Annotated in this window: 22 protein-coding genes; 17 read left to right on the plus strand and 5 right to left on the minus strand. The window is 46.3% G+C overall.

What is annotated here, in order from left to right:
* Window positions 1–504 precede the first annotated feature (504 nt).
* From MKO97_RS11400 to MKO97_RS15150, 10 genes are all read left to right on the plus strand, one after another.
* Window positions 505–1,473 carry a T9SS type A sorting domain-containing protein gene (locus MKO97_RS11400; protein WP_241103344.1) on the plus strand — a complete coding sequence of 323 codons (969 nt, stop codon included), beginning with the start codon at window positions 505–507 and terminating at the stop codon, window positions 1,471–1,473.
* Between the two features lie 798 nt (window positions 1,474–2,271).
* Window positions 2,272–2,748 carry a hypothetical protein gene (locus tag MKO97_RS11405; protein ID WP_241103345.1) on the plus strand — a complete coding sequence of 159 codons (477 nt, stop codon included), beginning with the start codon at window positions 2,272–2,274 and terminating at the stop codon, window positions 2,746–2,748.
* A gap of 364 nt (window positions 2,749–3,112) precedes the next feature.
* A complete protein-coding gene (locus MKO97_RS11410; RefSeq protein ID WP_241103346.1) occupies window positions 3,113–3,967 on the plus strand; it encodes a hypothetical protein in 855 nt (284 codons plus the stop codon).
* 191 nt (window positions 3,968–4,158) lie between these two features.
* Window positions 4,159–4,986 (plus strand): serine protease, encoded by an 828-nt coding sequence (locus MKO97_RS11415; protein ID WP_241103347.1) that lies wholly within the window; start codon window positions 4,159–4,161, stop codon window positions 4,984–4,986.
* 187 nt (window positions 4,987–5,173) lie between these two features.
* Window positions 5,174–5,959 carry a Hachiman antiphage defense system protein HamA gene (locus MKO97_RS11420; RefSeq protein ID WP_241103348.1) on the plus strand — a complete coding sequence of 262 codons (786 nt, stop codon included), beginning with the start codon at window positions 5,174–5,176 and terminating at the stop codon, window positions 5,957–5,959.
* Window positions 5,956–8,895 carry a DEAD/DEAH box helicase gene (locus tag MKO97_RS11425; protein ID WP_241103349.1) on the plus strand — a complete coding sequence of 980 codons (2,940 nt, stop codon included), beginning with the start codon at window positions 5,956–5,958 and terminating at the stop codon, window positions 8,893–8,895. Before MKO97_RS11420 ends, MKO97_RS11425 begins: the two co-directional genes overlap by 4 nt.
* A 164-nt stretch (window positions 8,896–9,059) precedes the next feature.
* Complete coding sequence (locus tag MKO97_RS11430) at window positions 9,060–9,425, plus strand: hypothetical protein (protein WP_241103350.1); 366 nt, start codon at window positions 9,060–9,062, stop codon at window positions 9,423–9,425.
* Window positions 9,426–9,447: 22 nt separating this feature from the next.
* Complete coding sequence (locus MKO97_RS11435; protein WP_241103351.1) at window positions 9,448–10,020, plus strand: hypothetical protein; 573 nt, start codon at window positions 9,448–9,450, stop codon at window positions 10,018–10,020.
* A gap of 146 nt (window positions 10,021–10,166) precedes the next feature.
* Window positions 10,167–10,856 carry a BlaB/IND/MUS family subclass B1 metallo-beta-lactamase gene (bla, locus tag MKO97_RS11440; RefSeq protein ID WP_241103352.1) on the plus strand — a complete coding sequence of 230 codons (690 nt, stop codon included), beginning with the start codon at window positions 10,167–10,169 and terminating at the stop codon, window positions 10,854–10,856.
* Window positions 10,857–11,293: 437 nt separating this feature from the next.
* On the plus strand, window positions 11,294–11,572 hold the full coding sequence (locus MKO97_RS15150) for a tyrosine-type recombinase/integrase (protein ID WP_371820401.1): 279 nt from the start codon (window positions 11,294–11,296) through the stop codon (window positions 11,570–11,572).
* A 34-nt stretch (window positions 11,573–11,606) separates the two neighbouring features.
* Here the strand turns inward: MKO97_RS15150 and MKO97_RS11450 are convergent, their stop codons facing one another.
* Window positions 11,607–12,497, minus strand: coding sequence for an AraC family transcriptional regulator (locus MKO97_RS11450; protein ID WP_241103353.1), 891 nt, complete (start codon window positions 12,495–12,497; stop codon window positions 11,607–11,609).
* 309 nt (window positions 12,498–12,806) lie between these two features.
* On the opposite strand from MKO97_RS11450, the gene MKO97_RS11455 reads away from it, so the two are divergent.
* From MKO97_RS11455 to MKO97_RS11480, 6 genes are read left to right on the plus strand one after another with little or no spacing between them, the layout of a single operon-like run.
* Complete coding sequence (locus tag MKO97_RS11455) at window positions 12,807–13,928, plus strand: alpha/beta hydrolase (RefSeq protein ID WP_241103354.1); 1,122 nt, start codon at window positions 12,807–12,809, stop codon at window positions 13,926–13,928.
* Between the two features lie 29 nt (window positions 13,929–13,957).
* Entirely contained in the window at window positions 13,958–14,359 is a 402-nt protein-coding gene (locus tag MKO97_RS11460) for a MoaF N-terminal domain-containing protein (RefSeq protein WP_241103355.1), read from the plus strand.
* Between the two features lie 23 nt (window positions 14,360–14,382).
* The gene (locus MKO97_RS11465) at window positions 14,383–15,021 is read left to right on the plus strand and encodes an NAD(P)H-dependent oxidoreductase (RefSeq protein WP_241103356.1); all 639 of its coding nucleotides are present in this window, start codon (window positions 14,383–14,385) and stop codon (window positions 15,019–15,021) included.
* 34 nt (window positions 15,022–15,055) lie between these two features.
* On the plus strand, window positions 15,056–16,237 hold the full coding sequence (locus tag MKO97_RS11470; protein WP_241103357.1) for an NAD(P)-dependent alcohol dehydrogenase: 1,182 nt from the start codon (window positions 15,056–15,058) through the stop codon (window positions 16,235–16,237).
* Window positions 16,238–16,251: 14 nt separating this feature from the next.
* Complete coding sequence (locus MKO97_RS11475) at window positions 16,252–16,647, plus strand: cupin domain-containing protein (protein ID WP_241103358.1); 396 nt, start codon at window positions 16,252–16,254, stop codon at window positions 16,645–16,647.
* Between the two features lie 26 nt (window positions 16,648–16,673).
* Entirely contained in the window at window positions 16,674–17,132 is a 459-nt protein-coding gene (locus MKO97_RS11480) for a cyclophilin-like fold protein (protein WP_241103359.1), read from the plus strand.
* A 172-nt stretch (window positions 17,133–17,304) separates the two neighbouring features.
* Here MKO97_RS11480 and MKO97_RS11485 read toward each other — a convergent pair whose 3' ends face one another.
* The 4 genes from MKO97_RS11485 to MKO97_RS11500 form a co-directional block, all read right to left on the minus strand.
* The gene (locus MKO97_RS11485; RefSeq protein WP_241103360.1) at window positions 17,305–18,606 is read right to left on the minus strand and encodes an outer membrane beta-barrel protein; all 1,302 of its coding nucleotides are present in this window, start codon (window positions 18,604–18,606) and stop codon (window positions 17,305–17,307) included.
* Entirely contained in the window at window positions 18,603–20,549 is a 1,947-nt protein-coding gene (locus MKO97_RS11490) for a KUP/HAK/KT family potassium transporter (RefSeq protein WP_241103361.1), read from the minus strand. Before MKO97_RS11490 ends, MKO97_RS11485 begins: the two co-directional genes overlap by 4 nt.
* 78 nt (window positions 20,550–20,627) lie before the next feature.
* On the minus strand, window positions 20,628–21,311 hold the full coding sequence (locus tag MKO97_RS11495) for a response regulator (RefSeq protein ID WP_241103362.1): 684 nt from the start codon (window positions 21,309–21,311) through the stop codon (window positions 20,628–20,630).
* Window positions 21,304–22,410 (minus strand): ATP-binding protein, encoded by a 1,107-nt coding sequence (locus MKO97_RS11500; protein WP_241103363.1) that lies wholly within the window; start codon window positions 22,408–22,410, stop codon window positions 21,304–21,306. Before MKO97_RS11500 ends, MKO97_RS11495 begins: the two co-directional genes overlap by 8 nt.
* Before the next feature lie 268 nt (window positions 22,411–22,678).
* On the opposite strand from MKO97_RS11500, the gene MKO97_RS11505 reads away from it, so the two are divergent.
* On the plus strand, window positions 22,679–25,069 hold the full coding sequence (locus MKO97_RS11505; protein WP_241103364.1) for a thiamine pyrophosphate-dependent enzyme: 2,391 nt from the start codon (window positions 22,679–22,681) through the stop codon (window positions 25,067–25,069).

Below are 25,069 nucleotides of genomic sequence, written 5' to 3' on the forward strand. Positions count from 1 at the left end.
CTCTATCCATACTCTATCCCTACACGATCCAGGATGGTGAGGCGTGTTTTGGAGTGGGCGATAGTGTTGCGCAACGTCGGGGACGATTGTGCAGCGGATTTGTTCTTGGCAGGTGTTGCGGAGCGGGGTGTTTCTTCGGTTTTGAATAACGGAGCGGTCCTCTGAAAAGCATTATCAGGAATTGAAAAATGTTCAGATCTGGATTCGGTACTTAAATCGGATTTTCTGCGTTTACGGTTACACTCGTGATGCTAGTGGTATCCTACATTCGCTTATAGAAATACACACACTGATAACATTCGTGTTCTGCATTCCCGAATTGCGTAAAGGCGAAAGTAACTTGAACCGCAGAGAACAGGGGCTTCCAACGTGATATGGTGGTTAAGTCGTTGACCAGGTTTCCGTTTTTTGATTACTTTAGCCCTGGCGGAGCCGTCTCAGTTCCATAACCCAACAAACTGCGTGCGGCCGCTAAAGGTTGGCAAACATTATACTAAATGAACCATGAAAATTAATGTACTATCTTTTGTAATTTTCATTAGTTGCATCTCATGTGCTCAAAATATAACAATTGTCAGCCCATGGTTAAAAGCAAACATTTTAGCAACAAATACAACCGATTATTTAACTGCAAAGGACCTCAACGGAAATTGGCTACAGATTGACCAGAATAGTGATGGCGAAATTCAAATTGAAGAAGCCCTAAACGTGAGCTACTATTTTGACGCCAATCTTGGTGCTGTCACTAGTTTTGAAGGCTTGAATAGTTTCGCAAATTTAGAATATCTGACTCTCGCGTATAACCAAGTGCCTACGGATCTGGACCTGAGCGGACTAGATAAACTAAAATACTTGTTTTGTTACTACAACAGCTTAACGGGTGTAAATCTGGAAGGGTGTGTTTCTTTGGAAACAATCAACCTGAATTTGAATTATGTAACCTCTTTAGATGTTAGCGAACTGCAGGCGCTTCAAATATTGAATTGTCAGAATAACTATTTGACGACTTTGGACATAAGTGCTTGTAGTGCATTAAATAGTTTAAGCTGTTATAATAACTCCCTTTCGAACTTAAATATTAACAACGGAGTTAACTGGATACCATTTGACGGTACGTCAGGAAATTTTATCGGATTTGGTAATACTTCCATTAGTCAAGTATGCACCAACCTGGCCTCGGTGCCACTTATAGCAGACTATTATTCGCCGTATACGTCAAACGTCACAGACTGTACAACTTTAGATTCAAAAGAAAGTATGGTGAGTGAAGTGAAATTTTATCCAAATCCAGCAAAAGATAAAATTTTTTTCACTGAACAAATGGATGAAGTAGCCATTTATTATTTCCAGAAAAAACTTATTGTTTCCAAAAATAGTAATGAACTAGACTTGTCTGAACTCGCTTCGGGAATTTATATAGTAAAAATGCTGGTAAGAGGGGCCACCATATACTCCAAATTAATTAAAGAATAACGTCTGCCCACAGCCGCCGCGCTCAATCGGCCAGTTGGGAGTACCGATAGCGTCGCGCAACGTCAGAGAAGCTTGCGCTGCGGATGTGTTATTGGTAGATGTTGCGGAGCGGGGATTTTATTTGACGTTTTGGATCGGACCTTATCCCCACTGCTGATTTTCAAACCTGAACCCTACATCTTTACCTTCCAGTCCCTTCTTTCTGCACCTATCCTTCTTTTGTCTTGACACAAACCGAGGACCAAGCAACTCGTTTATCGCTACCAATTATGGGCCGGGCCCGAAGGTTCAGCGAAGCTAAAAGAAGCAAAAAGTCAAGCGCTTGGTTCGTTCGGCGACCCGCCAATCCCTTGTTCCGGAAATAAAATAAACTCGCTGGCGCTCAGACAGTATTTTATTTCTGCGGAACCGCGGGATGGCTGGTGCCCGCCTGCCACGAACCTATGCGCGAGGTACGCTTTGAGACCTTGTAGTAGTGACAACTTTAATCGCGTACGCATTGAAGAATGTGATCTGTCACGTTGATACGCAAAATATACGCTTTATGTAGGTTTTCGTATAGCTATTTAAGGACTAGACAGGCGGAAACGGAGTATCCTCGCGTGTGTTCCGTACCGATTGATCACGAGCGAGGGGGCCACACTTTTCTATTATAGTGCCCTAATAGACTGATTGTAAGAGAGTACTAGTTTTTGGTAAGGCGTATTGCGTATATTTGGGACTGAGCCAACCTATACGAACAACCTTAACAAACTCATCATGAAAACTCCCAGCACAAATTTCAACATTGTAATGATGTTGGTAATCCTCGTTTTTCAAACTACAAACTTGCTTGCACAAGCGCCTCCGCCGGGCAAATATGACACCACCAACTATCCGGAGGACCGGGCCTTCATTGCTTCCATTTCCAATATTTTTGACCCTTCGTTATCCCTGAATGATAACTCGATCAGTATTGGGGCGGATGGTTCAATTGCGTACGGACTGGAAGAAGAGTTTCAAAAATTTGCCCGGAATGGTATGACTTTTAAATCGGTGGTTTCCGTGCCCGGTACGGAACTCATTCGAATCTTCAATGGCCAGACCGCGATCAAAACAAAAGTGGCGGATGTGGTTTTTTCCACTCCTGATGGCGATTTACATTTTAAAGTGATCCGGTCTGAAACCTACATTAAAGACAACGGAAAATGGTATTATGTGTTGGGGCAGGGCACTAACTTTATGACCCAGGAAGAATTTGATGCCTTTAAAAAAGCCCATACTACGAAAAACTAGTGCCTAAAATGACGTGCGTCGGCTAACCGAACCTAAGCGCAGGGCTTGGTGTCTTCCGCTTCCCGCTTGTTGTCGCCTTTGCATTTCCATAGTAGCCGCCCGCGCGCTGCCAACCTCTGTGTACAATACGCCTGCCAAGCACAGGACGTGAGTTGTATTTCGGAATTAATTTGTACTTTCGGATAATTTCGGGGAGTTAGGTGGAGACGGTTTTTTTTGCGGTGCATTGATGGATTGAAACTATCGGGATTGTATGGTGTACTCTTTCTGTTTCTGATTGATTTTTACCTATATGCTGAAATTCTGGGATTATAGTATGAATACTTTAGAAGTATAAATGAGTTAGGCGAAATAACATCAAAACATGACGGATAATTCTCAACTTACGATAAGGTTTGGAGGCGATGGAAATATTAAAGTCGATACTCTAACTGATTTTCTTGAAATCTACAAGGAACTTATTTTCATTGTCAATCACCAACTTGGTTATAGTAATGATGATTTAATTATAGAAGTATCTCCTCCAGAAAATGGGAGCTTCAAAATCAAAATATCGCCTAAATATCAAAAATTATTGCTGCGCTCATTCGAGACAATTGTTGTGTCAACTATTGGAGGTTTACTATTATATTTTCTAACTAAAAATGACGATGGCAAAACTCTTGAAGAGATTAGAGATCTGCTACAAAAACAAACGAATGATCCAACTATCATAAACAACGTTTATAACATTTACGAAAATTCTGGTGCGGAGCAAAAAATACAGCAATCGTTTGCAGTAGTCAATGGAGATGACAATGTCACTTCTCTAAAAATCGATCAGGATGGTCATCAAATTATTGATGTCCCAAAATCACAATTTCCTAAACTTATCAATACTAATATTCAAGAGAATTATGTTCTCGAACCTAGAACTGACATATTAAAAGATGAAGCTGTACTTGTAATCAAAACTATTCATTTTGAAGGCAATGCAAAATGGGTTTTTGTTTTTAGAGGCTATACAATTAAAGCTTCAATAAAAGATGCTGAATTTTTGAGTAAACTCAATAATGAAGCATTTAGAAAAGGTGATAATTTGAGAGTTACTTTGGCTAGAACTAGAATATATGATGAAGATTTACAAACATACATGGTAGACGAAAGCACATATGTTATCGAGAAAGTAATTGAACATATTTCTAAAACGGATAATCAAAGTAAACTAGATTTTAAATAGTTACTTCGCCTAACAGCGGCTAGGCGCAATTGCCAAATTCAGAGTTTATAGAAAGTTCACGTTTTCTAATCATTTTTGGTCTTAGCGGAGAATACTCGGTTCCAAAACCTTGGCAACTGTCGCCTGAGCCGCGGAACGTTATGCGTCAGCTTAAAAGACAACATTCACAAAAGAAAACATAAATCGACAATATGAATTTATCAATATCAGAGCAACTAACATACTCAACAGTTCGAATTGAATGCGAACTAAAAACAGGTGGAATTTCTACTGGAACGGGTTTCTTCTTCAACTTTCTTGAGGACAAAACGAATAATACTCATGTACCTGTGGTTGTAACAAACAAACACGTAATAAAAAACGCTTCCAAAGGAAAACTTATTATTACTAAGGCTAATGAAAATGGAGAACCAATCGACACGCAACATTTTACAATTGCATTTGACAATTTTGAAAGTTTTTGGCGGCTTCATCCCGAAGCTGACGTGGATTTATGTGCTATGCCCATTGCTCCTTTCGTAAATGAAGCACAAAAAAGGGGAGACAAATTGTTTTATATACCTTTCACAAAAGACCTATTGTTAACCGAAAAACACAAAGACGAATTAACGGCAATTGAAGATGTTCTTATGATTGGGTATCCAAACGGTATCTGGGACTCTGTAAATAATATGCCCATTTTTAGAAAAGGAACAACAGCGACAAATCCTTTAATCGACTACAATGGGAAAAAAGAAATAATGATTGACATCGCTGCTTTTCCTGGTTCAAGTGGCTCACCTGTTTTAATTTTCAACGAAGGTGGTTACAGAGATAAGAAAGGTAATATGTATATGGGGGTGAGCAGAATAATCTTGTTAGGTGTTTTGTATGCTGGACCACAAGCAACAGCGACAGGCGAAATTGTTATGACACCAAATCTGCAAAGACCAATCGCGGTATCACAAATTCCAAACAATTTGGGTCTTATAATTAAATCTGAAAGGATAATAGAAATGGAAAAATTATTCAAACAATAAAAAGCCGAACGCATAACAGGCGTTTGGCAAAAAAGCGGGTTTAGTGCTTAAAAGAAGCTTTGTGCTTCGTATCAAATTTAGTGCTGTTAGACAGTTTAGTGCTTCGAAATCCGCTTCTTCGCCAAGCGCCAGACCGTTAACAGAGGTTCTAAAACCAACCTAGTCGACAATTTACAAAGCTTAATAAATGAATATTGACATACTAACTCATTTTGAAGAATCGGCAAGTGAAAATGGTATAACTATTTTCACTTTAAGAAATGCTGAAAGAGATGCTTTTTTTAATAAGCTACCTCAACCTTTTAGATGTTTATATTTGACAGATGAGGACTTAGAATGGCGTACTAATGAATTTGGAACATCGAGAGCGGAAGAAATATTTGATAAGATCCCAGACAATCCGACTATCCAATCTGGGGAATTTTCTGAAATTCTATGTTATTACATTATCCCTGAAAAATATTTGCCTTCCGCCCATTTAAGACCACCTAAATGGAAATGGAAAGAGAGTAAAAATAATCCTGCACATTTTACCGATGTTATTCTTTTTTGTCAAAATGACCTCGATAATCCAAGTACTGAAGACAGCTTAATATCAATTGAGTCAAAAGCAAGAGCTTCAAGACCAACCAGTACAGAAAGCTCTCTTCAAAAAGCAATTGATGATGCTCATAAAGATTATGTAAGTCGCTTAGGGGAAAGTTTATTTCATTTAAAAACTCGCTATAAAGATGATAAAAACGCAGAAGCTGTAAATAGACTAAGTCGTTTCATGGATGTGGCTAATTATCCTACTTTCGTTAAACACTTTAAAGCAATTGCAACGGTTGACAGGTCATTTGCGGACACTCATTTAAATAATGTTACTGAAATTCCTGATGATATCAGAGATACGTTTGAAGTAATACTTATAAGAATTGAAAACTTGAAGGGAGCTTACGAGCATACTTTCACTGCAATTTTAGCAACATGATTTATCAGGAACTTAAACGGTGGATTGCTCAATCTGAATCATGGCAGGCATTTATAGATTATAAGATAGCTAATGAAGAACAGGCGAATTATACTTTCTATAATCGACCTCAGGATTTTTACATTTCGCTTTTAACCAAATTGCAGGATATTCTTGATCGGTTTGATGAAGAAGAATCACCTGATGTGAAAAGAGATTTGATTTCTTTAGCTAAGGGGTTAGAGATATATTCATTAAGAGGGAAAAGGGAAAATTTTTCTGGTGTGAACTATAGCAGGAATATGTTATATGTCGCTTCATTGTATTATTTAGCAGATTTTCCCGCAACTTCAGTTTTATTACTCAAACAATTTCAGGAGGAAGAATTTCAAACTGAAATTGAGAAATTTGTTTATTATTTTCTTTCAAGAAATTATACAAGAAAACAAGGTCTAGAAAATCCCTATTTCAGATATATAATAGAGTATCTAAGATTAGGAAATGACGAATTAATCAACACACTTCGAAGTATTTTTGAGAACATACTCTCTCCAGATAATCAAATAGAAAGTCATTTATTCGTATTAACCTATATCGCTAAGTCTATCCTGAAAAAATTCTCAACCAATAATCTTTGGTACGATTTAAAAGAGTATGCAACAGAGGTAGATTGGAAAACTTATGTCAGGTTTAATATAGGGAAAAGCCCTCAGATATGGAGTTTCTTTCCTTCTCAGCAAACAGCAATCAGGCGTGGTTTGTTAACTTTTGATAGAGCATTTAGCTTACAGACACCTACAAGCTCTGGGAAAACGTCAATTGCTGAATTAGTAATTTACAATGAGCTATCCAGAAACCCGGAAAGTAAAATACTTTATTTAGCTCCATTCAGAGCTCTTGCATCCGAATTAAAAAATAATTTAGGTAGGAATCTCAGCACTCAGTTAGGAATAAAAGTTAAGACCATTTATGGTGGTAACATCGTCACGGATTCTGACCGATTAAGTATCGAACAATCAAATGTTTTAATATCAACTCCTGAAAAGTTTATGGCTATAGAATTGGGGTTGTCAGGAATTCTTGATGATTTTCGAACGGTGATTTGTGATGAGGGGCATTTAATAGATAACACGACAAGAGGAATTAGTTATGAATTATTGCTTTCAAGATTGAAAAATACTGAATTCGTAGAACGAAGATTTGTCTTCCTATCTGCAATTATTCCAAACATAGAAATAATAAACTCTTGGCTGGGAGGATCGGATGATGATATCGCGCGATCAAACTATAGACCTACTGAAATAGAATTAGCATTTTTGAATCAAGTTAGTGCGAGTCACTTTAACTTAGAAATAAATCCTAATGATGAATTTCCAACTAAATATATCCTTAATCGTTTTTTATCTCCCCAGGATTTTAGCACCCAAAATGGTACTTATAATATTAATTCATTTAAATCCAAAACGGTTGCCGCAGCTCTTAAATCATTAAATTCAGGAGCTGTTGCCATTTTTTCGCCAACCAAAGACAATAAAAGAGGAGTATCAGGTCTAGCTCTTGAAGTAATCAAACAGCTTGAAACTTCACTACCGAAACCTATTGCTTTTTGCGATACATCAGAAATAGAAAAAGTAGTAGAATATTTTAAGTACATTTTTGGAACAGAATATTTATTGACTATTTGCGCTGAAAATGGTTTTTTATATCATCACGGAGATTTGCCCCAATTCATCAGAGAATTAGTAGAAACTACTATTAGAAATGAAAAAGTAAAATTTCTTATTTGCACAAGTACTTTAGCCGAAGGAGTTAATTTACCAATTAAGACCCTTATTATCAGTAACGCCAGACGTTATGTTAGCCAACAACAACCAAATGAACCTTTACCATTAAGGGATTTAAAAAATCTAATCGGAAGAGCTGGGAGAGCGGGAAAAGAAACTAAGGGCACTGTGATAGTAGTCAATCCTAATGATCAATCCATACTATCTGACGTAATAGCAAATAGAAATTTAGAAACTGTGAAAGGCTTTCTCTATTATGTTGTCCAAGTAATTGAGAGGTATATAACCAGAAATTCAACTCATTTAAGCAATGAACTATTAGATCAATTAAAAGAAGCGGATTATATCGATAATTCAATAATACAGTTATTAGCCGAAGATGCCCCTGTTGAAAATCTGGAACAAGAAATAAATACTTTAATTGAAAATACTTTAACCTATTACCAAAGTGATGATGCCTTAAAAACAAGATTAAGGGAACTCTTTGCTTTAAGAGCAGAAAGAGTAAGGCCGATAGTCGAAGGTGGAAGTCTTGATTTAATAAGATACACTGGTATTCCTCTAAGATCATTTAGTAGAATAGAGGGATTGGTCGACTATGAGCAAGATTTTTTATCTGAAATAGAGAACCCATTGGATAGTCGTTGGATAAATTTTCTATTTGACATTCTTTATGAAATTGAAGATTTCAATAATAGTATTCCTTTCGGTATATCAAAAGAGAGATTCATTGACGCATTAGCTATATGGATTGAAGGTGGATGGTATCATGATGTCGCAGAAAGTTTGAATTTAACAGTTGATGAAACTCTAGTCTTCATAAGATTCTTAGAATACGGGTTGCAAAATTCTGCTGGTTCAATAGTTAAGTATATTGACTATAAGCGTACAGAGAATGAAGAAGAAACATCTGACATTATATTGAATTGGTCTAACTACGTAATTTACGGAGTAGATCATAGATTGAAATTAGATTTAATGGAAATTAATATTCCAGACCGTATAATGGTTCAGCAAATAGCCAATTGGTTTATAGAAAATGAAATGGAATATAATGATCAGGACAACCTGAGAAACTTAATTTCAATCCATCAATTGGATATATCTAAATTTATTGAAAATAAAGCCCCAAATATATCGGTTGATTTATTTGAAAGATATATAAAACAATAATAAGAACCTCTGCTAACAGGCGTTTGGCTCAATGGCGGGTGACGTGGTTAATTGAACATTCTATCTTGCATCAACTTTTGTGGTGTATTGACAGTTTTGTGCTCCAATATCCACCACCGCGCCAAGCCCAAAAACTTGTGTGAAATGCTTAAAACAATACGGATATGCTACCTAAAAAACAATTGAACATATATCCAAAATCGGATGAAAATATTTTGGCTGCGATTGACTTCTATTTCAATGAATCTAACATTAATCGAGATGGCGCTCTAGAAAAATTCAAGGACACGTCTTTATCGCTAAATCAAATTGAATTTGTATTGCGCAAACTTTCTGAAGCGATTGATACAGTCTTCAAAAAGAACCTGTCTAAAATTGAACTGAATAATTTAGTTCAATATGGAATCGATGCTTTATTAACTGGTGAGTGTAAATCCGGTAGTCAAAATCGCAAACGGATAACTTTAGATTTTAAGCAGTTTGTTTCCGATACAGAAATCGATATTATTTTTTTAGAAAAGAATAATTAGCACTGCGCACAACATCGGCTCCTTGCAATCTGCCCGTCAAGTCGTAGACTCGTTTTCAAGTTTTTATATTAGCCCAACCGTATCGGCGGATGTTCAATTCCGAAACCTCAAGCGCCGGCGAGCAACCAACGAAACGTCAACAGACATTTTTGTAAAATCGACAGAAACTATGATGAAAAAGTTACTAGTAATTAGCATCGTTCTTATACTTCTTGGCTGTAAGAAGGAAAAGGAAATCGAGACAAAAACGGATTTAGAAAAGTCTGCCGAATTTGTACAATACGAGATTGATGACGCACAAGAAAAGATTGCGTTATTAGCGATAGCAAATGATTTATCAATCGACACATTACAATTGGCAATAAAGCAATATCTTATTTTTCAACAATTGCAGAGCGAACCTTTATCAATTGGTCAAACGGATAAATTAGTTACTGAAATTTCGGAGAAATTGAAACTTAAAAAGAAGTTTGTTGCTACACTGATTTACAACTACAAATTCGAAATGTTGAGTAAAGAAGAGATATTTGAGAAAGAAATGGAAACGATAAATGAAGAAGCTCAAATTGAGGCCGAAGCTAGCCGCGATAATTAAACGATCTCCTAACAACGGCTACTTGTAACTCGCTGTTTTGTTGGCTAATTGAACGAACCATTCCCATAACTTCGTTTCTTGCAGTGGAGAATAATCGGTTACAAATTGCCGCCAACTCCGAGTAAACTACCCCCCATCTTTAACAAATGAAACACCTCCTCCTCTTCCTCCTCACCACCCTCACCGCCTCCGCCCAAAAACTCTCCATTACCCACCTCACCGGTGATTACTACGTATATACGGGGTATAAAACCTATGAAGGCAAGCCGTTTCCGTCAAACGGTCTCTACCTTGTCACCCAAGCAGGTGTGGTGTTGATCGACACGCCCTGGGATGCGTCGGATTTCCAGCCCCTCCTCGACTCGATCCAAAGGCGCCATAACCAAAAAGTGGTGTTTTGCCTCGCGACGCATTTCCATGACGACCGCACCGCCGGACTCGACTACTACCGCTCGAAAGGCATCGCGACCTGGTCGTCGGCCCAAACGAAGCGGTGGTGTAAAAAAGAAGGGCAACCGCAGGCGGCCCATACCTTCCAGCGCGATACTACATTTACGGTCGGAGGGCGCTCTTTCCGGGTGTTCTATCCGGGCAAAGGTCACGCACCCGACAATGTGGTGGTGTGGTTCGAAGATGCCCAAATCCTCTACGGTGGCTGCTTCGTGAAAAGCACCGAAGCCGACGGACTCGGGAACCTCTCCCACGCCGACGTGAAGGCCTGGCCGGCATCTGTCCGCAAAACAATGAAGGCTTTCCCCAACCGCCGCTACGTTATCCCGGGCCATTTTGGATGGGAGGGGGATGTGTTGGGGTATACGTTGAAGTTGTTGAATTAGAGAATTAGAGAATTAGATAATTAGAAAATGAGGTAATGAGGTAATGAAGAAATGAGGAAATCAGGTAATGAGATAATGGGATAATGGTGAATTAGGAAAGGAATGTGGTGAATCAACAGAAAGCGGTAGTTGACACTTCCAATCATCAGGCTAAGCCACCCGCTCGCTTCGTCCCTTTAACACGTCATCCAAGGCCATTTTCTAATTATCTTTATCTGCTTCACTGGTTTGGCTTACATCGACACTAAAAACCTTACTTCGGCCAATCTTTCGTTCGGCATCGATGGTGGTACATGAATTTTTACCTCCAAGCAAAAGACCGATACAGTCTCACGGATCACCTTGCTGCCCATAGCCGAAATGATCATCGAGAATACAAATCAAACCCATACTGCCTCAATAAAGGCGTATTGTTGCCGGTAATAAACAACCAAAAGATGAATTCTTACCTAAAAGAGATAGCGGATTTTTGCAACATTCACAAAGAATTGACGTATCATAATGCCCGGCACACTTTCGCCACTACAATAACTTTGACCAACGGCGTTCCTATCGAAAGTGTAGGTAAAATGTTAAGACATACGAGTATAAAAACCACCCAACATTACGCAAAAAATCTTGAACGGAAAGTAAGCGATGGTATGGGAGAATTACGGGCTAAATTTTCGGCCAATTTGTCGACGGCTATCGCAAATGGACCTGTGCCAAGCAAGTAAAACCAGCAGAAAACTTCGTAACGTCTTATCTAATTCAAACAGACTGTTCATTAACGCTGGCTCGAAAAGCTTTCGGATTTGTTCCAGTGTACCGTTTAAAAAAATTATTGAAGTATGTCGGATACTCGAAACCGAGCGAAAACGCCACCTCGGCTACGTTCCAGTCGGTATGCCGAAGTATCGCTTTGGCCTCGGCGATAATACGTTCGTTGATGTGTAGACCGGTAGGTTTGCCCGTTACGCCCTTGACAGCCCGATTGAGATAGTTGATATGGACACCCAATACGTTAGCGTAATCCTGAGGGGATGTCAGCTTTAACTTGCCCTGCCGGTCCTCGATCGGGAACTGCCGTTCCAAAAGCTCCAGGAAAACCGAAGTCAGCCTGGAACCGGCATTACGGTTGGCTTCGAATTGGCTGGACGGCTGCAGTTTCATTGCTTCGTGCAGGATAAGTTGAATATAATTGCGGATCAGGTCATCTTTGTGCGGATAATCCGATTGCTGCTCCTCGATCATCTTCCGGAAAAGGCTGTTGAGGAATTCCCGCTGTGTATCGTTTATTTCCAAAATCGGGGTACCCCCGATCCTGAAGAGAGGCGATTGCTGCAAGCGGTCCGCCCGATCCGACAACTGAAGAAAATCTTCCGAAAATAAGCACGTATAACCTGCGTAACTCGACGAAATGGTTTCCCATGAGTATGGGATATGTGGGTTGCCAAAGAACAAGATGGTGCCTTCCTGCTCGAAGGTTCGGTCAGCATAATGAATTTTGCTTTTCCCCGTGGTCAGGCATATCTTATAGAAATCCTTGCGGCTGTAGACACGGGTCGCGCTGCCGTCACTTTCAATCTGGAAGGCATTAAATCCCTTGAGTTTTAGGTTTTCATTATACTCAGAGAGCTTTCGTTTTTCATCTATCTTCATGGTGTAAAGTTAAGAATACCAATCCAAATATACCGGCCTTCATGCACGGTCTCGCTTCTAAGTAGATATCATGAAAGATAGCTTGTGATTGATTCGAAACCCTTTCTTGGAAGTTTTTGGCTTTTCGAATTATCGGTAACTGCTGTCGTTCGACGCATTTTTTTCTCTTACCATTTGATAATAAAGAGGTCACGCAAGAATCCCCTCTGAGTTATACCGTAATAATATTTAACATGCATAGTTTGAATTCCTTAAGTAATGGTTTGATTATTTGCTCTGCTTGGCGGAACCGCGAAGTAACTTTGTCTTATGAAATCGAAACCTAAAATGCTATTCGATATGTCGAGCAAAATAACCCATTTCACTTTGATAGCAGCGCTGTTTGTTTTTGTTGGCTGTAACCGTGGCGCGCAAAAAGTTGGAGAATCAAAAAACACGAAACGATCTGAAGCCATGGAAAAAATAGATCCCCATACGTTCTCCACTTTCAAAGTAAATGATAGCGTAGAGTTATATCGCGTCGCTTTCAAGAACCAGTTCGATATGCAGGTGGTCGGCCACCTTTTTATTCCCCGAAACTTCAGTTTACAGGAAAAACATCCTGCCATAATCGTAGGGCATCCCATGGGTGCCGTCAAGGAACAAAGCGCAGATGTGTACGCATCCAATCTCGCAGGCCGGGGCTTCGTGACTTTGGCCATCGACCTGTCGTTTTGGGGAGAAAGCGAAGGGAAACCACGTAACGCCGTCGCCCCGGACATCTATGCCGAAGACTTCAGCGCGGCGGTCGATTTCCTTGGAACCCGTCCATTCGTGGATAGAAACAATATCGGTGTTCTTGGGATTTGTGGCAGCGGCAGTTTCGCCATCAGCGCAGCCAAGATCGACCCCCGCATGAAGGCCGTCGCGACCGTCAGCATGTATGATATGGGTTCGGCAAGCCGTGACGCCTTGAACCACTCCCAGACCCCCGAGCAACGGAAAGCAACCCAAGCGCAGGCCGCTGTGCAGCGCTACGTCGAATTCGAAGGCGGTGAAACCAAATACGTTGGCGGCACTACCCATAAGCTTGATGCCAGTACCGATCCCATACAACGCGAGTTCTACGCATTTTATCGCACCCCCAGAGGCGAATTTACCCCGAAAGGAAGTTCTCCAGATAAAACGACGCACCCCACTTTAAGCAGTGTTGTAAAATTTAACAACTTCTACCCATTCAACGACATAGAAATGATATCGCCCCGTCCGATCATGTTCATCACAGGCGACCACGCCCACTCCCGCGAGTTCAGCGAGGATGCTTACAAACGTGCCGCTGAACCCAAGGAACTGGTAATTGTTCCCGACGCAGGCCATGTCGACTTATATGACAAGGTCGAACTTATCCCATTCGACAAGCTGGAAACTTTCTTCAAACAAAATCTAAAATAATTTTTATCATGAACAGGCAATCCAAAAACTTGATCTTCGGACTATCTCTATTGTTTCTAACGTTTGGCGTTTCGGCACAGGTCATGCAACAGACAGGAACCGCATCCAATGAAATCATCGGGAAAACTATTACCATAACCTTCCCGCAATTCGCGGTAGAGGAAACTTTCGTATCCGATTCGCGACTGCACTGGAAAATAGTTGACGACAAAGGAAACGTGACCGAGGCGGACGAAACCATCAGTTATAAGAAACTGTACGGAAACCAGTTTTTCGTAAACTGGATCGAGAAATCCGGACTTACCGTAAGCCAGGTACTCGACCTAGTGAACCAGACGGCGACCGCCTTCGTAAGCCGCGCTGACGAAAAAAGTACGCGCGGGCAGAGATCTGCTAACTTCTTCCAGGGAACGGCGGTCATCAAAAAGTGATATCGAACCAAAACAGACGCACTATGTCATTGCTCACGGACCTGAATTGGCGCTACGCGACCAAGAAATACGACCCCACCCGAAAAATAACCGGCCAACAGCTGGACACGATCATCGAAGCCGCGAGGCTTGCCCCGTCGTCGTACGGGTTGCAGCCCTACCGCGTACTGGCGATCGGCAACCAGGAACTCAAGGACAAAATAGTTCCGATAGCCTGGAACCAACAGCTCGTAGCAGATTGTTCGCATCTCTTGGTTTTTGCCGCATGGGACGGCTATGACAGCGGGCGCATCTCGAAAATCTTCGACCATACGACGGACCAACGGGGCATCGATCGCGGAATGGCTTTCGGGTTACATACCGATGCCATTGTCGCTTCCCAGGTGGCGCTCGACCACGATTCGGCTTTCGTGGATACCGCCAAGCAAGCGTGTATCAGTCTAGGCATGGCCATAGCACAGGCGGCAGAACTCCGTATCGACAACTCGCCTTTGGGAGGTTTCAACAACGATGAACTGGACAAGCTGCTGGACTTACCGGCCAAAGGACTGAAAAGCGTTTACCTTCTCGCGTTGGGTTACCGGCAGTCGCAGGGTGACTGGCTTGTAAACCTGAAAAAGGTCAGGACGCCGAAGGAGGAGTTTCTGATCACCTATTACTAAATACTAATCATAAATTAAATAGAGCATTATTGCCATGGAAAATAAAAGCACAAAGCATTCACGCAGGGACTTCATTAAGCAGACCACACTGGCAGGGGCGGGCATCATGGCCGCGGGTCCTTTGAGCTCATTCGCGGCCGACCTTCCGCCAGACGGGGCCACAAACATTAAGTCAAGAGGATATGCGGCCAAAGACGCTTCGGGTATGCTCAGCCTCTGGGAATTCGAGCGCCGTCCCGTGGGTGATAACGACATCCTGATCGACATCAAATTTGCGAGCATCTGCCACTCGGACATCCACCAGATGAAAGGCGACTGGGGTGCGCAGCAATACCCTCAGGTGCCCGGCCATGAAATCGTGGGCATCGTAAGCAAAGTAGGCAAGAACGTAACCAAATTCAAGGTGGGCGACCGTGCTGGCGTCGGCTGTATGGTAGATAGCTGCATGACCTGCGAAAGCTGCACCCATGGTGAAGAGCATTACTGCGACAACGGCAAGACGCTTTTCACCTACGGGAATCCTGATAGAACATCGCCTTCCGGAATCACCCAGGGAGGCTATTCCAACAACATCGTGGTACGCGACCATTTTGCGGTACACATTCCGGAACACATTTCTCTCGAAGCGGCAGCACCGCTGTTGTGTGCCGGAATTACGACGTATTCACCCCTCATGAACGCCAATTTCAAGGTAGGCGATAAAATAGGCGTAGCCGGAATAGGAGGTTTGGGACATCTCGCAGTTAAATTTGCGGTTTCAAAGGGCGCAGAGGTCTATGCCTTCACGACCTCGCCTGACAAGGTAAAAGACATCCGGTCTTTTGGTGCGAAAGAGGCCATTGTCGTAGACACCCCCGACAAGCTGAAACCCTACAAAGGAAAACTCGACTATCTCATTTCTACCATTCCGGCCCAATTCGACGTAGCGGCTTACAGTTCGGTGGTCAAACCTTACGGACACTTTACGCAGGTTGGGATGCCGGTGGGGTTTTCGTTAAACCTAAGCAATATCGGGCTTGCCAACAGCCGCGTCAACTTCAACGCATCACTTATCGGCGGCATACCTGAAACACAGGAGGTGGTGCATTATTGTGCCGACAACAATGTGCTCCCCGAAATCGAGGTTATCAAGGCCGACCAGATTAACGACGCCTGGGCGAAAGTCATGGGCAAACAGGCACGTTACCGCTATGTCATAGACGCCAAGACATTCTAACATAAACATATATCATGGAAATCATCAAGAACGGCGCGCAGGCGTCGGTAAAAGGATCCGATGAATGGTTCACCGGAAGCGTCCGGATCGATCCGCTTTTCGCCAAAAAAGAAGCAACAGCAGCAGCCGGTGCGCTCGTCACGTTCGAACCAGGCGCGAGAACGGCCTGGCATACGCATCCGGCAGGCCAAACGCTGATCGTAATCTCGGGACTAGGCTGGGTTCAGAAAGAAGGCGGGGAGATCGAGGAAATCAAGCCTGGGGACGTAGTCTATTTCGAACCTGACGAAAAACACTGGCATGGTGCTTCGCCTGTTAAGGCCATGAGCCACATCGCCATACAAGAAGCGGTGAACGGCACGGTAGTGACCTGGATGGAAAAAGTCAGCGACAGCCAGTACTCAAAATAGCCACGCCCTGTACTTTGCCCTTGTACATGAAAGCACTACAATTCCACATCTTCTCGGCTCTGTTCTTTCTGGCAATCTCCTTATCGGCCTGCGATGCGCAGGATGCCCAAAGCCAGACGCATTTACAACCAGTAGGTCAAAAAATGAAAATAACCATAGGAAATTCAATATTCCACGCGACTTTATCCGCTGGTGCGGCGACATCGGCTTTCACCAAACTGTTGCCGCTGACGCTCGACATGCGCGAGCTCAACCAAAACGAAAAGTATGCCGATTTAGGGCAAGATCTTCCAACGGGTGCCAGCCCTGGAGGAGCGGTCAAAAGCGGCGAAATCATGCTTTACGGCAACAGTACCCTAGTGTTATTCTACGAGAACTTCCAGACGTCTTACAGTTATACCCGTATCGGAAAAATCGACGATGCGGTCGGACTTAAAGCCGCGCTGGGATCGGGAAGCGCGACAGTCAAATTCGAACGCGACTGATGTAAGCAAATCAATTTCTTTTCCAAACGAGACCTAAACGGGATCGCCGGGTCGCACGTAGGTTCCATTTTCCAATAAACTAGAACATTATAAAATTAATTACCCCATTTTCAAATTATCTCATTTCTCCATTTTCTAATATTCTCATTACCTCATTATCTAATTGCCTTTCTCACAGCCTAAAATTCACCGCCACCGTCACACTCCCCTCCTCTTTCACCAAATCGGGGCGCCAGGCGCCTACTTCAGTGGTGCTCCAGCCGTCGGGTGAGGTGGTGCCGCCGCTTCCGGCGAAATAGGGTTTGTCGCTTTTGCGGTAGCGGGCTTCGAGGCGGAGGGTCATATAATCGTTGGGCATGACGTCGAAGGTGAGTGTACCTTGTCCGATCGTAAGGTCGGGATCCTGCAACACGGCATCGGTGAAGTCGTTCGGGGTGACCGGCGAGGGCGTAAAGGCCAGGTACAGGCCGGGGTTGCGCACAAAGTCGACGCGGGCGGTTACGGCGAACTTGTCGCGGTGGAACCACACGCGCTGGCTGAGTGCCGCACCGGTCATGAAGTTCCGTGAGGCGCTGACGTTGTCGCCGCTCTGGAACCCGTAATGGGTATTGAGACTGAACGCCGCCTTTGAAATCCCGCTGGCTTCGGGGCGGTGGTAGAAGCGTTTCACGATGCTGTTGTCGTGGTGGAACCGTACCGTGCCGTCGCGGTTGTCTTTTCCGTAATAGAAGTTGGCCGCCAACTGCAACGAGCTGTCGGGGCGGTAGTAATTGGAGTTCCCCAACCCGATCTGGCGCGTCCAACTGTTATACGACTGCCAGCCGTTGAGCAACCAGAGTTCGGTCTTAAAATGCTTCGTAGGATAGGCCTGCAAGCGCGCGCCCGAAAAGTAAAAGGGTGTAAAATCACACACCATCGACCGCTGGTAGCACCAGTTTTCCTGGGTCACATAGCTCTCGAGTCCGATATAGCTCATGAAAATCCCCATCTCGGCGTTGAGGCCGTACCAGGTATCGAAATGATACCCCGCGGCCGCTTCCCGCACATTCCGCAGGTTCGAAACCGACGTATTGCGTCCGTGCGCGACCGTGGCATCCGCATCCTGAATGATCGACGCCATCTGCCCGTATTGCAGCCACAAGCGGCCGATGATGTTTTTATAGCCGGTCTCGATCCCGATGGTCGCGAAGTTCAGCGTGAACTCGTTGCTGCGCCCAATGGTCGACGAGATAGTATGGGTGTTGTCGATCGGGTTGTTCAGGTCGTAATTGAAATAGCCGTCGGCCATGACCACACCGGTCAGCAGCACCTCGCCTTTGGGGTCTTTCAGCACCAACAGCGGTTCTTTCTGGCGGTTCTGGCCGTTGATCCAGGTGAGGTCGCAATCGGAAAAAGGCGTTCGGTCTTCGGTTTCCTGTGCGTGGCTCCACGCGGCGCATCCGGCGAGGACGGCAGTTATAATAATTCGTTTCATGATTCAAAAGGTTTGGTGATACGTTGTAAAGGTGTTTCGGTAATGGGCTGGTAGACGAACGGCATCCGCTCGACGACCACATCACTGCGGTCGAGTCCGAAGGCTTTGGCTTCCGACACCGACATTTTCTTTAAGATGTAATAGCCGTTCATCAGCAGTCGGTCGCTCAGGCTGAGGTCGTTGGCATGCGACAGGTATTTCTCGATGATGACAAAGCGGTAATCGGGCTCGCTGCAATAGGGCGTCGAACCGTTGGCCCGCAGGTGCAGGTCGAACTCCTTCCGCAACGCCATGTCGCGCATCACCTGCCGGAAATACAGTTCTACCCGCGGCTGTATGCGGAAGCCGACGTTGATGACGATCTTGACGACCGTGTGGCCGGTGACCGGCACGATTTCATAATCGAGTGCATAGGGTTCGTTCACGCGGTTGATGTGGAGGAACCAATACATATCGGCCCGTTTCGGTCGCTTCGACAAAATAGACCGGATGATCTTTTCCTCGATTTCATAATTGCGGTCGGCTTTCGAGAGGTAGACCAGGTGCGTGGCGTATTTGGGCACCGATTCGTCCCGCGACAAGCGTTCGAGCATCGGGGCCTGTTCGCGCAGGTTCACAAACCGCAGGAAACGGTTGTTCGTCTTCCGGGCGAAGTACCACACATACATCACGGTAAAGATGAAGAGCTCGAAGAACAGGAACATCCACCGCTCTTTGATCTTGACGACATTGGCGGTAAAGAAGGCGATTTCAATGACTATGAACACTGACAGTATCCCGACGATCGCCAACGTATTCATTTTCCGGATATACAACAGGTAGTACCCGAGCAAGAACGTGGTCATGAGCATGGCCACCGTAATCGAGAAACCATAGGCGGCTTCCATGTGGGCCGATGTCTTGAAGTACAACACCATCAGGATACACCCGATCCAGAGAATGACGTTGATGGAGGGGATGTAGATCTGTCCTTTGAAATCCGTCGGGTTACGAACGGTCACGCGCGGCCAGAAATTCAGGGAAATGGCTTCGTTGATGAGGGTATACGAACCGCTGATCAGCGCCTGCGACGCAATCACGGCAGCGGCGGTGGCGAGCAGGATGCCGGGCAGTAACAGCCACTCGGGCATGATCGCAAAGAACGGGTTGCGGCCGTCGAGTTGCCGTCCGGCGCCTTCCATCAGCCAGGCAGCCTGCCCCAGGTAGTTGACGACGAGCGCAATTTTGACGAAGATCCAACTGATGCGGATGTTCTGGCGGCCGCAGTGCCCCAAATCCGAATACAGGGCCTCGGCACCGGTCGTACAGAGGAATACCGCACCCAGCAACCAGAAGCCACTCGGATAGGTGGTGAGTAATTCATACGCATAAACCGGGTTCAAGGCCGTCAGGATTTGGGGGTGTGTGACGACCTGCACGATGCCCAACGCCAACAACATGCCGAACCACAGCGCCATGATGGGCCCGAAGAACGTCCCGACTTTCTGGGTGCCGTAGCGCTGGAAGAAGAACAATCCGGTCAGGATTGCCAATACGATGGGTATTGTGGGAAGATCCGCTACGATGATATCGAGTCCTTCTACCGCCGACGCCACCGAAATGGGCGGTGTGATAATGCCATCGGCCAATAAGGTGGTAGCGCCGAGGATGGTCGGGATCACCAGACGGCCTTTTCCGAACCGGCGGACGAGGGCATAGAGGGAAAAGACGCCGCCTTCCCCGTGGTTGTCGGCCGACAGGGTAAGGAGGATGTACTTAAACGTCGTCTGGAACGTCAATGTCCAGAAGACACAGGAAATACTGCCATACACCAGCAATTGGCTGATGGGCCGGTCGCCGACGATGGCTTTCATGACATAAAGCGGGCTGGTGCCGATATCACCATAGATAATACCCAGGGCGACGATGAGTCCGGCTGCCGATAATTTGTGCGTTGTTTTCATGTTTGGAATGGATATAAGAAGTCTGTACCGCCCGGTTGTACCCGGCAGTGGAAAGGAAATTGCACTAAAAAAGAAGGGTTATCCGGACTGGAATCGATACCCGATCCCCGACTCGGTCAGCAGATACCGCGGTCGGTTCGGATCGTCTTCGAGTTTCTTCCGCAACTGGCCGATAAACACGCGGAGGTATTGGGTTTCTTCCACATAGGTCGGACCCCACACGGCCCGGAGCAGGAACTGGTGCGTCAACACGCGTCCTTCGTTGCCGGCGAGCAGCGCCAGTAAGGCGTACTCGGTTGTGGTCAGTTTGACCAGTTCACCCGAACGGATGACGGTGCGGGCGGCAAAATCGAGGGTTACGGCACCAAACGTCATGACCGGATTTGCCTTGGTCGTATCGGCATCGCGGACGGCGGAACGGATGCGGGCCAGGAGTTCCAGCTGTCGGAACGGTTTGGTGAGGTAATCATTCGCGCCATGGTCGAGTGCTTTCACGATTTCCGTTTCGGCATCTTTGGCCGACAGGATGATGATGGGCCGGAAGTACCATTCGCGCAGGCGGGCCAATACCTCCTGTCCGTCCCTATCCGGCAAACCGAGATCGAGGAGAATCAGGTCGGGCGGACGGTTGGCAGCCAGGGCGATCCCGTCGGAACCGGTGGCGGCTGTGGCCACTTTGTACCCGGCCGGTTCCAGCGTCAGCTCCAGCAGGCGGCGGATCGCCTGTTCGTCGTCTATGACCAATATCGAACGCTCAGACATCGCCTATGGTTTTAGTATGCAGGACGGGCGCCGGGAACGCCAAGGTAAATTCGGCCCCGCCTTCCTCGCGGTTTCGAAGCGCAATTGTGCCTTGTTGCGCTTCTACAAATCCCTTGACGATGGAAAGTCCGAGGCCGACACCGCCGGTTTGCGTGCCGATACGGTAAAACTTCCGGAAGACGTGGGCGATTTCCTTTTCGGGAAAGCCGTGTCCGTCATCCGACACCCGCACCACACAGGTGATGGGTTCTTCCGTCTCCGATTCATCGAAATGCACGGTGGGACGGTATTCGATCTCCACCCAAACCGTGGCCCCTTTCGGGGTGTAGGTCAGCGCGTTGGAAATGAGGTTTTGGAGGATGTGCTCCATGAGTCCGTAATCGAGTTTGAACAGCGGGAGGTAGTCGGGCTGCACGATGCGCACGGTGCGATCGGCGTTTGGTGCCAGTTCGTCGACGACTTTATAGGCAATCTCGGCAAGGTCGCACCAGTCGGGACGGGTTTCGAGATAACCCGATTCGAGTCGCGATACGTTCAACAAGTTGGCCACCTGTCGTTCGAGTCGTAACGCCGCCGATTCGATTTCCGCTACGAGCTCCTGTTGCCGCTCCTGCCCTTCTGCGTTGACATGGTCTTTCAATAATTCGACACTGCCAATCACAGACGCCAGCGGCGTGCGGAGTTCGTGGGACAGCGAGTCTAGAATAGTGTTGTAGAGCCGCATGTTCGCCGCCCGGGTGTCGCGGATCTGCGCCAGGTGCTCCACCCGTCGTATACGGTTCGTCAGCACCCCGTTCACCAACGCCACCACGAAGAACAGCGCAAAGAGCACCGCATCTTCAGTGCCGTTTATATGAAAGGTGTAATACGGCTTGATGAAGAAAAAGTCGAGTATGAGCGCGCTGACAACCGCCGCGAGCAATATCGGCAGCAGGCTGAGGAAGATCGCGAGGAGGGAAACGGTGGCCAATAGTACGTAGGCCGTGACTTTATAGTCAAGGGCATCGCGCGTGAAGAAACATACGCCTGACACCAGACTGATGGTGAGCAGCGCCGCGAGGTATTGGTTCCGTATGCCTAAAAAGGGACGTGTTTTCATGGCTGATTGACGGTACAAAGGTACGACACGCATCCGGCGGGGCATATAAAGAAAGGGCGCCGGCACATAAAGATTTTATAAAGATTGCCGGAAACGCAGACCTAAAAAAGGGCTATTTTTTTATTGAATCTTCAAACATCCGGTTGATTGGGTGTTTTTACTATAATATTATACGACAATCTGACGCGAATCATACATTATTTTCAACCCACTGATACACGGAACCTTACTTTTAATTATTTTTGTTTCCATAGAAAACCAACCGACCATGACCGAAGCCACCGCCTCTGCCACTTTATCTTTCGAGGATTTCAAACTGGAAGTGCTTTCCGATTACCGTATCGCCGTCACCAGCCGCGAGTGCAGTTTGCTGGGCCGACGGGAAGTGCTGACGGGAAAAGCCAAGTTCGGCATCTTCGGGGATGGTAAGGAGGTACCGCAACTCGCCATGGCAAAAGCGTTCCAGAATGGGGATTTCCGTTCGGGTTACTACCGCGACCAGACGTTTATGATGGCGATTGGGGCGCTTAGCATCCAGCAGTTCTTTGCCGGACTCTACGGCCACTCGGACCTCGACCACGACCCGATGTCGGCCGGACGCCAGATGGGCGGGCACTTCGCCACCCACAGCCTTGACGAAAACGGGCAGTGGAAAAACCTGGTACAACAAAAGAATTCCAGCGCCGATATCTCCCCTACCGCCGGACAAATGCCGCGGTTGCTGGGGTTGGCACAGGCGTCGAAAGTCTACCGCTCGGTTGCCGGACTCGAGCAACACACCGCTTTTTCGAATAACGGAAACGAGGTCGCCTGGGGCACTATCGGAAACGCCAGTACGTCGGAGGGCCTGTTTTTTGAAACCATCAACGCAGCCGGTGTTTTGCAGGTGCCGATGGTGATGAGTGTGTGGGACGACGATTACGGCATCTCCGTACATGCGCGCCACCAAACTACAAAGGAGAGTATTTCGGAAATCCTGAAAGGGTTCCAGCGTGATGAGAAAGGCAATGGTTACGAACTGTTCACGGTAAAAGGCTGGGATTATGCCTCGTTGGTGGACACCTACCAGAAGGCCTCGCAGATCGCGCGGGAAGAACACGTTCCGGTGCTGATCCACGTGACCCAACTGACACAGCCACAGGGCCACTCGACCTCTGGCTCGCACGAACGCTATAAATCGAAGGACCGTTTGTCATGGGAATCCGATTTCGATTGTATCCGCCAGATGCGCCTGTGGATGATCGCGACCAACATCGCTTCTCCGGAAGAACTGGACGCCATGGAGGAAACGGTTCGAAAAGAAGTACTCGAGGGCAAGAAAGCCGCCTGGACGGCCTACCTCGAGCCGATTAAATCCGACGTGGCGTCGTTGCGTGCGGTGTTGGAAGGCTATGCCTCCTATCCGGACGTGCAGGAAGCACTGAAAGAACTGACCTCGATCAAAGAGCCGTTGCGACGCGATGCCCTGGCCACCGCCCGGAAATTGCTGCCGCTGCTCGCTGCCGATGGCCAGCACCAACCGCTTGCGGACTGGATTACCGATTATAAAACACAACACCAAAAACGCTACAGCTCGCACCTGTTTTCGGAATCACCGAACAGCACGCTTTCGGTCGCGGAAGTGCCGGCGACGTATACCCAGGAAGAAGAGGCCGACGGTCGTGTGGTGATCCGCGACAATTTCGATGCCATCCTGGCCAAGCACCCTGATGTATTGATTTTTGGGGAAGATGCCGGAAATATTGGCGACGTGAACCAGGGACTGGAAGGCATGCAACAGAAATACGGCGAAATGCGCGTGTCGGATGCCGGCATTCGCGAAGCGACGATACTCGGGCAAGGGATTGGGATGGCGATGCGTGGCCTCCGCCCTATTGCCGAAATACAGTACCTTGATTACCTTTTGTATGCGTTGCAGATCATGAGTGACGATTTGGCTACGCTGCAATACCGCACCAAAGGACGGCAGAAAGCGCCGTTGATCGTGCGCACCCGCGGGCACCGTCTGGAAGGCATCTGGCACTCCGGATCGCCGATGGGCATGATCATCCATGCGTTGCGGGGCGTGCATGTGCTGGTACCGCGCAACATGACCAAAGCCGCCGGATTCTACAATACGCTATTGGAGGCCGATGAGCCTGCCGTGGTGGTAGAGTGTCTGAACGGCTACCGACTGAAAGAAAAATTACCCGCCAATCCGGGGGAATACCGCACGCCGATCGGGGTGGTGGAAACCATCCGGAACGGTCGCGATATCACCATCGTTTCGTATGGTTCGACCCTTCGCATCATCAGTGAAGCCGCCGAGCGTCTGGCGCAGTACGGCATCGAGTGCGAGATCATCGACGTGCAGTCGCTACTGCCGTTTGACCGGGCGCATGATATCGTGAAAAGTGTACAAACTACGAACCGCCTGCTGGTTGTGGACGAGGATGTGCCGGGTGGTGCGTCTGCCTTTATCCTGCAACAGGTGTTGGAAGAACAGGATGCGTGGCGTTACCTCGACAGTCGTCCGGAGACCCTGACGGCCCAGGCACACCGTCCGGCGTATGGCACGGATGGGGATTATTTCTCGAAACCGTCGCCGGAAGATGTCTTCGAGAAAGTCTATTCGATTATGGAAGAGAGTTTCCCCGGACGTTTTCCTTCCCTCTACTAA

This window comes from Flavobacterium sp. HJ-32-4 (assembly GCF_022532105.1).
GTDB lineage: Bacteria > Bacteroidota > Bacteroidia > Flavobacteriales > Flavobacteriaceae > Flavobacterium.

Coding starts and splice junctions, on each gene's coding strand:
- MKO97_RS11480 (WP_241103359.1), top strand. CDS start 16,674: ATGAAAGCACTACAATTCCACATCTTCTCGGCTCTGTTCTTTCTGGCA.
- MKO97_RS11500 (WP_241103363.1), bottom strand. CDS start 22,410: ATGAAAACACGTCCCTTTTTAGGCATACGGAACCAATACCTCGCGGCG.
- MKO97_RS11470 (WP_241103357.1), top strand. CDS start 15,056: ATGGAAAATAAAAGCACAAAGCATTCACGCAGGGACTTCATTAAGCAG.
- MKO97_RS11485 (WP_241103360.1), bottom strand. CDS start 18,606: ATGAAACGAATTATTATAACTGCCGTCCTCGCCGGATGCGCCGCGTGG.
- MKO97_RS11475 (WP_241103358.1), top strand. CDS start 16,252: ATGGAAATCATCAAGAACGGCGCGCAGGCGTCGGTAAAAGGATCCGAT.
- MKO97_RS11425 (WP_241103349.1), top strand. CDS start 5,956: ATGATTTATCAGGAACTTAAACGGTGGATTGCTCAATCTGAATCATGG.
- MKO97_RS11465 (WP_241103356.1), top strand. CDS start 14,383: ATGTCATTGCTCACGGACCTGAATTGGCGCTACGCGACCAAGAAATAC.
- MKO97_RS11450 (WP_241103353.1), bottom strand. CDS start 12,497: ATGAAGATAGATGAAAAACGAAAGCTCTCTGAGTATAATGAAAACCTA.
- MKO97_RS15150 (WP_371820401.1), top strand. CDS start 11,294: ATGAATTCTTACCTAAAAGAGATAGCGGATTTTTGCAACATTCACAAA.
- bla (WP_241103352.1), top strand. CDS start 10,167: ATGAAACACCTCCTCCTCTTCCTCCTCACCACCCTCACCGCCTCCGCC.
- MKO97_RS11410 (WP_241103346.1), top strand. CDS start 3,113: ATGACGGATAATTCTCAACTTACGATAAGGTTTGGAGGCGATGGAAAT.
- MKO97_RS11415 (WP_241103347.1), top strand. CDS start 4,159: ATGAATTTATCAATATCAGAGCAACTAACATACTCAACAGTTCGAATT.
- MKO97_RS11490 (WP_241103361.1), bottom strand. CDS start 20,549: ATGAAAACAACGCACAAATTATCGGCAGCCGGACTCATCGTCGCCCTG.
- MKO97_RS11430 (WP_241103350.1), top strand. CDS start 9,060: ATGCTACCTAAAAAACAATTGAACATATATCCAAAATCGGATGAAAAT.
- MKO97_RS11455 (WP_241103354.1), top strand. CDS start 12,807: ATGAAATCGAAACCTAAAATGCTATTCGATATGTCGAGCAAAATAACC.
- MKO97_RS11400 (WP_241103344.1), top strand. CDS start 505: ATGAAAATTAATGTACTATCTTTTGTAATTTTCATTAGTTGCATCTCA.
- MKO97_RS11495 (WP_241103362.1), bottom strand. CDS start 21,311: ATGTCTGAGCGTTCGATATTGGTCATAGACGACGAACAGGCGATCCGC.
- MKO97_RS11420 (WP_241103348.1), top strand. CDS start 5,174: ATGAATATTGACATACTAACTCATTTTGAAGAATCGGCAAGTGAAAAT.
- MKO97_RS11505 (WP_241103364.1), top strand. CDS start 22,679: ATGACCGAAGCCACCGCCTCTGCCACTTTATCTTTCGAGGATTTCAAA.